The following is a 13474-nucleotide window of genomic DNA, read 5'->3' on the forward strand; positions in this document are numbered from 1 at the left end:
ATGGAAAAAATCGCACTGCTTTTCCCCGGTCAAGGTTCCCAATACATCGGAATGACGAAAACCTTCACCGACCAATATCCCGTTGCCCGCCGCACATTGGAAGAGGCGAGCGACATCCTCGGCTACAACCTCGCCGCGCTGTGCCAAGAGGGCGAGTTGAGCGACTTGAACAAGCCGGAGCAGTTGCAACCGGCGATACTCACCGCCAGCGTGGCGGCGTATCGCGTGTTTCAGCAAGAGCTCGGCGTACTGCCCGAGTTTGCCGCCGGGCACAGCTTAGGGGAGTACGCGGCGCTGACGTGCTCCGGCGGAATTCGTTTCGCCGACGCCGTGCAGATCGTCCGCTTGCGGGGTCGTCTGTCTGAGCAGGTCGCATCGCTCGGCCATGCTTCGATGGCAATTGTGCGCAACGTAGAGAGTCGGCTCGTGGAAAACGAATGCCGTCAACTTTCACAGGGCGATGCCCTCGTTATGGTCTCCTGCTACAACTCCGAGCGCCAAGTGGCGGTCTCCGGACATCTCGCCGAGATGGGAGCGTTGGAACAGCGCGTCCTCGAACTTGGCGGCTCCATTCATCCGTTGCCGCTCAGCCCGCCGTTCCACAGCCCGTTGATGGCAGACGCGGCGGAGGAGTTGCGCGAAGAATTGGCGCGACACACCTACTTCCCGTTGCGTTGGCCGGTGATCTCCAACGTCACCGCCAAGCCGTATCCGGGTTTGGAGTCGTTCGTCAGCCTGCTGACCCAACAAATCCAAACCCCCGTCCACTGGCAAAAAACGCTCGCCTACCTCGCGCGCCAAGGTGTGACCAAAGCGATTGAAATCGGCCCGAAAAACGTGCTTGCCTCCCTCGTCACCCGCAACACGCCACAGGTGGAATCGTTCGCCTTCGACCAGCGCGAAGACCGCAAAAAACTGCACGCCCTCTTCGACGGCAGCCCCGAACAATCGCACCGCCCGCAATTCCTGGGCCGCTGCCTCGCGATTGCGGTCTCGACGCCGAACGCAAACCCAAACCGAGACGAGTACGAAGCGGGAGTCATACAACCGTACCGCCGACTCGAATCGCTCCAAGCGGAGGTAGAAAAAACCGACCGTACGCCGACCGAATCCGAACTCCTCGTCGCCTACGACCTCCTCAAACAAATCCTCCGCACCAAACGCCTCCCCGAACAGGAGCAATCCGAGTGGCTCCACCAACTCCGGGAAGAGACGGGCTTGTACGACCTGCTGCCAAGCGTGGTGTATGTGTAAGCAAGTAACGGAGTAAAAAAAGACCCCGTGTTGCCAAGCCAACACGGGGCCTTTTTTGTAGTATTCGATTTTTTATATTTATAAACATAAAATATTTAAATTATAGACATAATTCATAATTTGTGGGATATTTCTTTATGTAATTACAACGGATAAAATTGGAGTGACAAAAATGAAGAAAACTAGATCGGTCTTACTTTCTGCGACTTTACTTGCCACCTTAATGCTCACCACTACATTCATGCCCACTGAAACGATGGCTGCTAATCCGCTCATATCCAGCAACGCCAGCGTGCAAATGACTCAGGACAGTGATGGAGATGGACTGCTTGATCGCAATGAGGTTGAAGTCTCCAACGGTCAAGTGCAGGACACCGATGGGGATGGTGTGCTGGATGGAAATGAAGATGCCGATTTTGATGGGCTGACCAACCTGGAAGAGCAACAGTTGGGTACAAATCTTACGATCGATGACTCAGACGGAGACGGCCTCAAGGATCTGGATGAAGTGAGGATTTATAATACCGACCCTATGATAGCCGATATGGATAACGACCATCTCGATGACGGAAGCGAACTTGCGCTGTCTCTTGACCCGCGTAACCCGGACCTCAACAACAACGGAGTGCTTGACGGGGATGAATCACGGTCCTACGCGTTCCCGATTAACGATTTCAACATTAACGGCACCACAACTGGGACTTCGGATGTTTTGAAACGTGTGATGATTCGCGAAACACCAAACCTTTTCGTTCAGCAAATGAAAACGGTCAAGTCGTTTGATATCGTAGCGTTTGATCCGAATCTCAAATTCCAATTGATGATCCCCTATGACCTCCTGCAAGAGAAAAACGATCTCGAACTCTTCAAGTATGATGATGTGACTACTCAACTCGTGAGCGTCGAGGACCAGAAACTAAACAAAAAAGCGCACAGCATCGAAGCGGAATTCCAAGGTGGAGGCACGTTCGTCGTGCTCTCAAAATCGGACTATCAAAAGTCGGTAAAGCCGGAGAAAGCCAAGAAAAGCTCCTTCAAAAAGTTTAAAGGAAAAACCAAAGTCATCGGACTCCCCGGATTGGAACTGGACGGCGACCAGATCAACGTGGACGGCGAATTCGAAATCACAAAAAAACTCGCGCAATCTACGTACACGTCTATCTCGCTCGATGGCAGTCCGCTTGCCGCCAAAGCCTCACCGGCAGAAACGACAGCCACGGCGAAACTCAAGGTGAGCGACGTGTATACAGCGGAGGACGGTACGATGTATGTTAGTGCGAACGCGATCACAGCCGCCTCCGGGAAAAACCCGACCATCCTCGTCCATGGTCTGAATGGTGGCGCGGGCACGTGGGGCTTCTCCACCCTGTGGAGCAACTCGGATGCCACTCCGAAAGCCAATTCTTACGTCTCCAGCTATGACACCTACACCCAGAGCTCCTACAGTCAAGGAACCACCTCGCAATATCAGAACATCGACGTCTCCTATGTGACTGGGACAATCGACTCGGCGGAGATGGGTCCGAAAATGATCAGTCAGTATGGTTACACATTGGGTACCGACTTGTTCATCTTTGACTACTACGCGCCGCTGTATGACAACACCGTGCTCAATGCGGCCTATGAGCTTAATGGGTTTATGGCGAATTTGAAGACGCGCAAAAGCTGGATCTCCCAGTTTAATCTAGTCGGTCACAGTATGGGCGGTTTGGTCAGTCGCTATGTGGTGGAGAACATAAACTCCCCTTATGTTTCGCGCGTTGTCACGTTGGGTACCCCACATTACGGCAGCTACATCGCTACCGGCGGTGACTTGGATCGTGAAGATTCTCAACTGTGGGGTAGCACCAGCACCTCGCTCAAAAACAATGCCTATATCCCATACATCGGGTTCGCTGGCTGGAACCCGCAGGCACAATATCTGAACTGGAACGGTGTAAACGTCCACGGCTTCTATGACACTGCGCTTGGCATTCCACACACTAGTGGAAACGGCGTCTACATCACAAGTTGGGACCAATACTGCCGAAATGCTTACATGACGCGGACAGGCTATAACATCTCCGTAAACATAAATGATGATTGGGTTCGCATCGACTCGGCGTGGGGCGCAGACAAAAACCCAGACTACAATAAACCGAGCGTGAAGATGAACAAGCGCTTTATGATCTGGGATGAAGTCTACGGAAACCACAGTATGATGCGCAAATATCCGGCTCTCGTTCAGTATGCAGTAAGCTCACTGCAAGGAGCGTACGACTACGAGCAAAAAGATTAAATATCTAGTTTGTTCCAACAATCATATAATATGAGAAGGCAATCTACGCATTGCCTTCTTGCTGATTCACGAGGAGGGTGATAGATGGGAGTCCAATTAATTAACGCTTCGATTTTAACGCTGATCTACCTCGCATTTGCTGCGTACTTAAAATTCACACTCAAAGACGAAATGACTGTATTGCTTCAACTCTACCTGATGATTGGCATCCCCCTGGTCATCTCGTATTTCTTGTTGGTGGTCTTGTATTTCAAAGCCAATCGCAAGGTCTTCTGGAGCGTGCTTGGACTGCTGGTGCTGATCGGAGCGGGAATTGTCTTGGGAGACTTGTTGACGAGCAACGTCTGATGATTGTAGCCCCAAAAAGGCACCCGTACGGCGAGGGCCGTCGGGTGCTTTTTTTGCCTAGCCGATGGTGAGCTGCAAAAAGTCTTTCAGCACGGCGTTGAAACACTCCGGCGGGAGCCGACATGCGTAGTATGTCAAAGTAGGAAGGTTCAACGCAAACCAATAGCGGACGACCAGCCCATCTGAAGTAATGAGCCTTTTAGAGATGGGAGCAAGTGACGGGAAGCCTTTTTTATGCACTCGCTGCCCTCCATTTCCTGGGCTTCGCCAATAGCTTTCACCGCTGCCAGTGAACCGAACAGATTTTCGTAACCTTCTCTGACACGCATCATTTTTTGTCCAGAGCATATGCGCTGAAAGCTGAAACCGCTGTGACTTCCCTTCATCTCGTAGGAGGGAAGCTCCAATGTCACTAACAGATCGACAAGGACTTGGAAATACCTGACTTTGCATTAGACGGCGTAGATCACCGCAACTGAGCCACCCCTGTGACTGTTAGCGATGACATTAACGCAGAGTTAGTGTTTTGATAATCCAAACAGGTGTATATAAATATGACTTTATAAATATAGAAAAACAAAACAAAATATGATATAGTTTATTTGTGAAGTGAAATCCGCAAAAATATTTCCGGAACTTCACTCATACCACTTCTTAGACATACTTCCTAGTACATTCTATGTAAAGGAGGAATGATTCTAATGGAAAACATGTTCGACCTCGACATTCAAGTGACTGCTGGAACGGAACTTAACGCAAGCCTCGCTCCCGCCACTTTGAATACCACCTGTATGACTTGCGACTCAAAATTCGACTGCTAGAACTTCAATCAACAGAACGAACCATCACCAAGTTCAGAATTGGTGATGGTTTTTCTTTACCCAAAAACCCCTCGATGGACCAACCGTTGGAGGGGTTGCTTCATGTCCAAGTGGACTGGATTTTTTTGTATATTTTCATCGGGCAATTCTGTATATTGAGAAGTAGAACGAACAAGCAGAGGAGGAGTCAGGCAATGGGGGAAATTCGTAAGTTGGTGGAGGATCGCGAGTTTGATCGAATGACCGACATCTTGGCGAATGCGTATCCGTTTATGGGCATCGTGCCGACGGATAAGCGTGCGGGGTATGCGGAGAACATGCGCAAACGGCATGCGGAGTTTGAGGAGTACCATCTCTACGGGTACTTCCGCGACGGCGAGATGCTGGGCGGGATGGCGATGCACGACTTTCAGATGAGTTGGTTTGGCGAGACGGTCTTGCCCGCCGGCGGCGTGGGCATGGTCGCCGTGGACCTCTTGCACAAAAAGGAGCGCATCGCGTACGACCTGCTCCAATTTTACCTGAACCACTTCCGCGAGCAAGGAGCCTCCATGGCGCTGCTCTACCCGTTCCGCCCCGACTTCTATAAAAAAATGGGCTTTGGCCTCGGCACCAAATTGAACCGCTACGAAGTCTCGCCCGGCACCCTCCCGCAAGGCCCGAGCAAGGACCGCGTCGTCTATCTGAACGCCGAACAGCACCAAGAATCCCTTCGTGCCTGCTACGACCGATTCGCCCGCTCCCGTCACGGCTTGATGTTGCGCACCGACGATGAAGCGTCTCGTCTGTTCCCGGCGGGGTCGCAATTGGTTCGCATGGGCGTGCAGGACGGAGACGAGCTGCGCGGATACATGGTCTTTTACTACGAGAAGGTCGAAGAGAGCAACTTCATTCTGCACAACTTGGTCGTGCGGGAATTTGTGTACGAGACGCCGGATGCGATGCTTGAGATGATGACGTTCTTGCGCAGCCAGAGCGACCAGTTTCATCGGGTGGTGTTTCTCACGCAGGACGAGGAGTTCCATCACCTCCTCGAAGACCCGCGCTACGGCACCAACCGCATGTTGGCGCCCGTCTACCACGAGAGCAACACGCAGGGAGTCGGCATCATGTACCGCATCTTGAACCTCCCGGACACGCTGCAAAAACTCCACGCCCACAACTTCGGCGGGCAAACCTGCGCGTTCCACTTGAACGTCGAGGACAGCTTCATGAACGAACAAACCCACCTGCAACTTCGGATCGAAAAAGGAACCCTCACCGTCGTGGAGCATACGCATACGTCTCTGAACTCCTCTAACGCAGGGGGACCCGTTGCCGACGCGGGAACAATCGCCGCCTCTACAGGCTTCAACTCCGAATCCGTCCCGACTCTGCGCCTCTCCATTGCGGATTTCTCGTCCCTGCTGATGGGCACGGCCACGTTGAAGAGCCTCTACCGCTACGGAAGCGCACAACTGAGCGACATCTCCATCCTCGACGCGTTGCATCGTGCGTTTTTGACAGACGAGAAGCCGATGTGCATGTCCTCGTTTTAGTCTGGGAAATCTAGAGAAATAAGGTTGCATTTCTTCTCCTCTTTCTCAGTCTGCTTTGTTATAATAGTACGGTACTCTCGCAGTACAGACTACAAGTAGGAGTCGAACAACCTATGAGTAGCTACAAAGTACGTTGGTTTAAGGACCTCGATCTGTTTTTGATCCTCGTGGTTCTCGCCCTCTGTGTAGCCAGTTTCCTGGCCATCTCCAGTGCGACGCACAGTGCGGATGGCGGCAGTAATTCTTACGTGATCAAGCAATTGATCTGGTGTGTGGTCGGCTTTGGCGTCATGATCTGGCTGATTCGCACCGACTATCGAAGTTTGACCCGCTATGTGGAGATCGGGTATTGGGTTTCCATCGTCCTGCTGATCGCCGTGTTTTTCTTTGCACCGATCAAGGGCGCGCATGGCTGGATCCCGCTCGGCGGGTTTGCGTTGCAGCCGTCCGAGTTTTTCAAAGTCGTGTTCATTCTCATGATGGCGAAGTATCTCGCCAACGAGCAAGAGGATGAGGAGGGACGCCGGGCCGACCCTGTGCGCAACTACCTGTTCCTCGCGGTGTATGCCGTGCTCGCGATTGGCTTGATCGTCATCGAGCCTGACCTTGGGCAGACGATGATCCTCATGGCGATCGTCGGAACCGCGATGTTCGTTCACTTGCCGCCACGAATCTTTTGGTCGATTGCGGCGGTGGCCGTCCTGGTTATCGGGCTCGTTGTCACGGCGATTTTTCTCTACCCGGATCAGTTCTTGACGTTCCTCGACGTGCTCGTTCACAAGGGAATTCTCGAACAGCATCAGTACGACCGCTTTGAGACGTTCATCTACCCGGAACGTGACCTCGGCGGACTCGGCTACCAAGTCTACCAAGCGAAAGTCGCGATTGGCTCCGGCCAGTTGTTCGGCAAGGGCCTCTACCAAGGCTCGCAGACGCAAGGGTCTTGGGTGCCGGAGCAGCAGACCGACTTCATCTTCACCGTCATCGGCGAAGAACTCGGTTTCGTCGGGTCTGTGGCGGTGATCTTCCTGTTCTTCCTCATGATCTACCGCATCGTGGCAAACGGTTTGCAAGCCGGTGACCGCACGGGCATGTACATCTGTGCGATGGTCGGCGGGATGTTCACGTTGCAGATTTTTGAGAATATCGGGATGTCGTTGCAGTTGATGCCGATGACGGGCGTTACGCTGCCGTTCATCTCGTACGGCGGTTCGTCCGTTTTGACGAACTTCATCTTGATCGGCATCGTCCTGAACATCGGACTTCGACGTCGCAAGTTGAGTTTCGTTTCGTAAAAAACACCAGCAAGACACGCAAAGCGAGTGCCGGTCACGGTCCTCGCTTTTTTTCCAAACATGAGGTGAAGGATTCTTATGAAAATCAAGGAAGTGATCGTCGTCGAGGGGTACCACGACAAGCAGGCGATCGACGCGGCGGTGGAGGCGGACTGTTTGTTGTCCAACGGCTCGGCTGTCAGCGAAACCTTCTTAAAACAAGTCGAGCGTGCGGCGAAGGAGCGCGGCGTCATCGTGTTCACCGACCCGGACCGACCGGGAGAGCGAATTCGACGGTTGGTGGCGCGTCGCGTGCCGGGGTGCAAGCACGCGTTTTTGCCGAAGCACGAGGCGCTGGCGAACGGCGACTTGGGCATTGAGAACGCGAAGCCGGAGTCGATTCGTCGGGCGCTTGAGAGTGTGCGCACCGATTGGAGCGGTTCGGAGCCGGAGTTCTCGTGGCAAGAGATGGTGGACTACGGATTGACCGCCCATGCGGATGCTTCGCGCCGACGGGAAGTGTTGGGGGAGAAGCTGGGCATCGGCTATGGCAATGCCAAAGCGATGTGGAAAAAACTCAACATGCTCGGTGTCTCCCGTGAGGAGTTCGAAGCGTGTTTCACCGAGATCAAGGAGGAGAGCACCCCATGACGCAGAAACGACTCGTTTCGCCGTCCGTCACCCGCGATGTGGTGACCCGGCATGGATTCCAATTCAAGAAATCGCTTGGGCAGAACTTTCTGATCGACGGCAACATCCTCGACAAAATCGTCGAAGCTGCAGAACTCGATGAGAATGCCGGAGCATTGGAGATCGGCCCCGGCATCGGGACGCTGACCCAAGAACTGTGTGAAGAGGCGAAGCAAGTCGTCGCCGTGGAAAAAGACGGACGCTTGCTCGGCGTGTTGCGCGAGACGCTGTCCGAGTATGGCAATGTACATATCGAGCACAACGACGTGTTGGAAGCAGACTTGCACGCGATCTTCGCCGAGCACTTCTCGGAGACTTCGGAAGTGTCGGTCGTGGCGAATCTGCCGTATTACGTGACGACGCCGATCGTCATGAAGCTGTTGGAAGAGCGTCTGCCGCTGCGCAACATCGTGGTGATGGTGCAACGGGAAGTCGCGGATCGGATGGCGGCGAAACCGGGCGGCAAGGAGTACGGGACGCTGTCGATTGCTGTGCAGTATTGGACGGAGCCGTCGATTGTGACCCGCGTGCCGGAGTCGGCGTTCATGCCGGCCCCGAATGTCGAGTCCACGGTCATCAAGCTCAAAGTGCGCAAGGAACCGCCGGTGCAGGTGAAGGACGTCAACCTGTTCTTCCACCTCGTCAAAGCCTCGTTCGCGCAACGACGCAAGACCCTGCTCAACAACCTGCAAAGCAACCTCCAACCCAAACGGGAAAAAGACGTCATCCTCGCCGCCCTCGACCGCGCGGGCATCGACCCCACCCGCCGTGGGGAAACGCTCTCGCTTGAGGAATACGCGAAGCTGGCGGATGAGTTGGTAAACTGAATGAAAACGCCATGCAGACCGTTCAGGATTTGCATGGCGTTTTTTTTGCTGGATTTGTGTATCTGGTAGACAGGTTGGAAGGAAATAATTCGGTGCAGATTGAATGTAGAGGGAAACGTTGACGGAATTCTCGATAGCCGGAGGTACTCATGAAACTAGAAAAAGTAAGACTCCAAAACTTTCGAAGTTTTACGGATCAGGAATTCTCATTTGTTGCCGAATCGGGTCAGGTCAAACCCTTTACCGTTTTAGTAGGGGACAACGGGAAGGGCAAGACGACCGTTTTAGAGGGAATCGTGCGAGGTCTGGCTCCCATTTTTAAAGCGATGAACACGGAGGCAGGGGATAAGATAGATTTCATTAAGGAAGATATTCGAAATGATAAAAGATGGACCTCCGTAACGGTAGACACCATCATTCAGAATCGGCACTTCCAATGGAAAAATTCCAAACGAGAATCCATTATGGTTCAGGACTGGCCCGGTTCTCCGGCCACCACGCAAAAAGAGGTCAAGGAATATCTCTCCGAGACTTTTTTCACGGAACGGCCGATTGAGGAAGTTCCACTGTTGCTGTATTACAGCATCTTGCGAATCGGGATTGAAGTACCGATGAAAAGCCGAAAAGTAAAAGAGAGCGGACCGTTGCAAGCCTTGACGCATTGTTTGGATGTCAAAAGTGATTTCCGAAGGTTTTTCGAGTGGTTTAAGGCAGAAGAAGAGAGCGAGCTGCGTGAGCAAAGAGACCAAGGCCCCGAGTACCAATCAAGGTCTCTTACAGCGGTACGAACGGCGATTGGACGGATGATGACCAATTACCGAAACGTAAAAATAAAAGCCAACCCAGTTCGGATGGTACTCGTTGATGACCAAGACCAGGAGCTGCGCGTGGAACAACTGAGCGGCGGGTACAAAGTGGTGTTTTCGATGGTGGCAGATATCGCGAGTCGTTTGGCGCAAGCAAACCCGCAGTTGGAAAATCCATTGGAAGGTCAGGCCCTGATCTTAATTGACGAGTTGGATTTGCACCTCCATCCCAAATGGCAGAAGCGAATTGCCCGAGACCTTCGCAACACGTTTCCCCACTGTCAATTCATCGTCTCTACGCATTCGGAGTCGATCGTTCAATCCCTGAGTGCGGACCAAGTGATCAATTTGGAGGACGTGGATCGTGAACGCTCAGGAGCCTTCAAAGGATGGTCGCTCTCCGAAATCCAAGAGTATGAGATGGGGGTCGAGTTCGCGAAAACGGAAGAGTACGAGAATCTCAAAGTTGCGTTTGAAGAGGCTGTGGACGAAGAGGACGGCGAGCGGGCAAAAGAGTTGTACCGCAAGCTTCGAGAGATGATTCACCCTGCGAATGAACTGTTAGAATTGTTTCAGTTTCGATTGATTGGAATCGGGGTGGACATTCATGATCTTCTTGAATAGATCTCCATCACCGTACAGACTCACCAAAAAAAGAAAGCGGGAACTGGTCAGGAAGTTTATTCAAGAGCGACGAGAGGTCTGGAAGTACACAGAAATAGGTGATTCTCTCAAACCTGCCCTGATCAAGTTGTCATCTGATAAGTGTGCCTACTGCGAGAGTAAGTTCGAGGGAGGAAGCTACATGGAACCTGACCATTTTTATACAAAAGAATGGTTTCCAACCTCAGTGGTTTCTTGGAAAAACTTTCTCCCTTCCTGTAAAAAATGCAATTCCAAGGCAGGCAAAGGCACGCATGACGTCAAGGCACTCCCGATCATCAACCCTTCGAAGCAGAAACCAAATGATCATCTGTCCTATGTGGCAAACACCTATATGATCAAAGGAGTCGATGGTCTAGGAAAACAAACGATCAAGGTTCTGAAACTGAACGATATGGAACGAATGATCAAAAAGAGAAAAAGCATTGTCGTGGAAATGAAACAGACCGTAGATGATGTTTTGGATGAGATGCGGGCAAGAGAAGCAGAACTTGCACAACAGAGCGCGGCCTATCAAGATAAAGTTCAACGACAAATGAACGGCTTGCTCGATAAAACATCAAAACTTTCCGCCTATTCCGCCGTATATGCAACAGAACTTGTACATTTTTCGCCCTTCCAAGAAATCAGGGAAATGGGAATTCAATACGGTGTTTGGACGAAGGACATGCAAGCCAAGTATGACCACGCAGAATCCATTCAATTTCCGATAGAAGCGAACCCCCTCTGAAAAGCCGCCAACCTGTCAGGTGGCTTTTTTTCGTTTATAATGAAGTCGTACTTATTTGATAATTTCCAGCAGAGGTGACTTGCAATGGCAACATTCCGTGACTACGCGCAACTGAGCAATTTCGTCTATACCGCAAATCTAAAAGACGCTCCACTAGGCCAGACCATCTCCGAATTAAAAAACACCCTCTCCGTCTGGCGGGACGGTGTCGACGTCGAAGTCGTGGGCGACTGGACCCTCGTCGCCACGCTGGACAAGCCGGTATCCGGCTTTTTCGGAGCTGCGTTTCAAAAAGGAACCGAGGTCGTCGTCGCCTACCGAGGCACGGAGCCCAATGTATTCGGAGACTGGATGGCGGACGCCGCGTTCGGCTCTCGACTGCTGGAACGCATGAACCCGCAGATGAAAGACGCGCTCGACCTGTTCGCCACCGTCCAAGCCCAATTCCCGACCGCCACCCTCACGATCACCGGCCACTCGCTGGGCGGCGGTCTGGCGCAAAAAGCAGCGATGACCTACGACATCCAAACCTACACGTTCAACGGCCCCGGCGCGATGCATGCCGCGACGTTTGACGAGCACATGAAATTCCTGCGCGGGGACTATGACCAATTGATCACGAACTACGTCCAGTCGGGCGACATCTTCGTCGGGGACAACCGCATGCTCAAGCACGCAGGGCAAGTCATCCTGCTCAATCCGGGCCAACTGGGCGACTCGCTGGAGCAAATCGACAAGATCTTGCACTTCGCCTACCACCCGATCGCCAACTTTGACGCCGACTGCTTGGACGACGGCTCTCTCAATCAGGCGCACGTCGACAAAGTACGTCTCGAAGACAAACCGGGCCTGCTCCGCGACACGGCAGACGCCCTCCTCAAAGCCCATTTAGGCTGACAACCTACATGATTCGATCACCGTCCGAATACACTACTGGCAAAGGGTGGTGATCTCATGGACTTTGTCAACCCGACCCGAGGCAATCTCTCGCTCCCTCTCGTTGTGCGCGACATGTTGGATTTTATCGGAGAAGCGCCGGAGAGTGAGTACCGCATCATCATCGGCTCCGACTCGCAAAACAAAGAATCTCGCCACCGAACAACGTTCGTGACGGCGATCATCGTCCACCGTATCGGCAAAGGAGCCCGCTACTACTTCCACCGCCGCTCCCGTCCCCTGATCAAAAACATGCGCCAACGCATCTTCACCGAAGCGTCTCTGTCGCTCCTCGTCTGCGGCGAACTGCGCGAACAACTCGCACTGCTCAACCGCGAGCAGAAGCGCAACCTCGAAGTTCATCTCGATGTCGGTCGCAACGGAGCCACCCAAGCCTTGATCAAAGAACTGACGAGCTGGGTCGAAGGCAGCGGCTATGAAGCCAAGATCAAACCGGACTCCTATGTCGCTTCCAAAGTGGCAGACCGATACACACGAGTCTAAAAGAGCACCCCGCCGGGTGCTTTTTTCCTGTGTTCTCGGTTATACTGATTGTTAGAAAATAGTGAAAACAGTCAGAGGAGGCACTTCTTTGGGTACGACCGTTGTAGATACATATGAGCAGGCGTGCGACAAAATTCGCGAGATCGGCATCCTCCCGATGTCCTCGTTCATCCCCGAACATCCCTCGCTTGAATCGAGTACGCACAAGGACGCATGGCACACAGGCGCCGACACCGACCCCTGGCTTTGGCGGGACCGTGTAGCGGGCGACGGCGTGGCGGCGTACGGACGCTTTTTCAAAAAAAAGCCGATCCTCGTCTCCCTCGAACTGTTCCCGTACTTGCAAGCGATTCTGCGTGACGAGCAAGGCGTGGAGGAGCGCTATGAGGACGGCAAGCTCTCCCACGCGGCGAAACGCGTCTACGAAGTCGTGGAAGCAAACGGCGGCATCGACACCAAAGCCCTGCGCCGGGACGTCGGGATGCAGGACAAAGACTCCAAGAACGACTACGACAAAGCCCTGATCGAACTCCAAGAGACCGGCGACCTCGTCATCGCGGGCATCTCCGACCGCCTCAACGACCAAGGCCAGAAAAGCGGCTGGAACTCCACCTGCTTCGAACTTTCCGACCGCTGGTTGGAGCAAAAAGGGTCTCAAGCGCTGACCCTCTCCCGCGAGGAAGCCAAGACGCATCTCTTCGCACATCTGGAGAAGATCTGCTCGGAACCGGCACTCACGTACTTCCGCAAACTGTTCAAGTAAGCAAAAAAAGCTCCTCGGGCCAGGGAACCCGGGGAGCTTTTT

At 53.0% G+C, this 13474-nt stretch carries 13 protein-coding genes; all 13 read left to right on the forward strand.

Features of this window, described 5'->3' with window-relative positions; translation table 11 throughout:
• The 13 genes from fabD (at window position 1) to JJB07_RS20995 (ending at window position 13432) form a co-directional block, all read left to right on the forward strand.
• The gene (fabD, locus tag JJB07_RS20935; RefSeq protein WP_201638056.1) at window positions 1-1254 is read left to right on the forward strand and encodes an ACP S-malonyltransferase; all 1254 of its coding nucleotides are present in this window, start codon (window positions 1-3) and stop codon (window positions 1252-1254) included.
• A gap of 172 nt (window positions 1255-1426) precedes the next feature.
• On the forward strand, window positions 1427-3532 hold the full coding sequence (locus tag JJB07_RS20940; protein WP_201638057.1) for an esterase/lipase family protein: 2106 nt from the start codon (window positions 1427-1429) through the stop codon (window positions 3530-3532).
• A gap of 84 nt (window positions 3533-3616) precedes the next feature.
• Window positions 3617-3880, forward strand: a complete 264-nt coding sequence (locus tag JJB07_RS20945; protein WP_201638058.1) for a hypothetical protein — start codon at window positions 3617-3619, stop codon at window positions 3878-3880.
• Between the two features lie 710 nt (window positions 3881-4590).
• Window positions 4591-4701 (forward strand): FDLD family class I lanthipeptide, encoded by a 111-nt coding sequence (locus JJB07_RS24545; protein WP_430727239.1) that lies wholly within the window; start codon window positions 4591-4593, stop codon window positions 4699-4701.
• Window positions 4702-4895: 194 nt separating this feature from the next.
• Entirely contained in the window at window positions 4896-6239 is a 1344-nt protein-coding gene (locus JJB07_RS20955) for a GNAT family N-acetyltransferase (RefSeq protein ID WP_201638060.1), read from the forward strand.
• Window positions 6240-6352: 113 nt separating this feature from the next.
• Entirely contained in the window at window positions 6353-7534 is a 1182-nt protein-coding gene (locus JJB07_RS20960; RefSeq protein ID WP_201638061.1) for an FtsW/RodA/SpoVE family cell cycle protein, read from the forward strand.
• A gap of 78 nt (window positions 7535-7612) precedes the next feature.
• Window positions 7613-8164: a ribonuclease M5 gene (gene rnmV / locus JJB07_RS20965; protein WP_201638062.1), complete on the forward strand. Its 552-nt coding sequence runs from the start codon at window positions 7613-7615 to the stop codon at window positions 8162-8164.
• The gene (rsmA, locus tag JJB07_RS20970) at window positions 8161-9030 is read left to right on the forward strand and encodes a 16S rRNA (adenine(1518)-N(6)/adenine(1519)-N(6))-dimethyltransferase RsmA (protein WP_201638063.1); all 870 of its coding nucleotides are present in this window, start codon (window positions 8161-8163) and stop codon (window positions 9028-9030) included. The genes rnmV and rsmA overlap by 4 nt, the downstream gene beginning before the upstream one ends.
• A gap of 149 nt (window positions 9031-9179) precedes the next feature.
• Entirely contained in the window at window positions 9180-10460 is a 1281-nt protein-coding gene (locus JJB07_RS20975; protein WP_201638064.1) for an AAA family ATPase, read from the forward strand.
• 181 nt (window positions 10461-10641) lie between these two features.
• Window positions 10642-11229, forward strand: coding sequence for a hypothetical protein (locus tag JJB07_RS20980; protein WP_201638065.1), 588 nt, complete (start codon window positions 10642-10644; stop codon window positions 11227-11229).
• Between the two features lie 84 nt (window positions 11230-11313).
• A complete protein-coding gene (locus tag JJB07_RS20985) occupies window positions 11314-12126 on the forward strand; it encodes a Tle-like phospholipase domain-containing protein (RefSeq protein ID WP_201638066.1) in 813 nt (270 codons plus the stop codon).
• A gap of 57 nt (window positions 12127-12183) precedes the next feature.
• Window positions 12184-12669: a ribonuclease H-like YkuK family protein gene (locus JJB07_RS20990; protein ID WP_201638067.1), complete on the forward strand. Its 486-nt coding sequence runs from the start codon at window positions 12184-12186 to the stop codon at window positions 12667-12669.
• An 88-nt stretch (window positions 12670-12757) separates the two neighbouring features.
• Window positions 12758-13432, forward strand: coding sequence for an AlkZ-related protein (locus tag JJB07_RS20995; protein ID WP_201638068.1), 675 nt, complete (start codon window positions 12758-12760; stop codon window positions 13430-13432).
• The last annotated feature ends 42 nt before the right edge of the window (window positions 13433-13474 follow it).

Origin of the sequence: Tumebacillus amylolyticus, from assembly GCF_016722965.1 — a bacterium.
Taxonomy (GTDB): domain Bacteria; phylum Bacillota; class Bacilli; order Tumebacillales; family Tumebacillaceae; genus Tumebacillus; species Tumebacillus amylolyticus.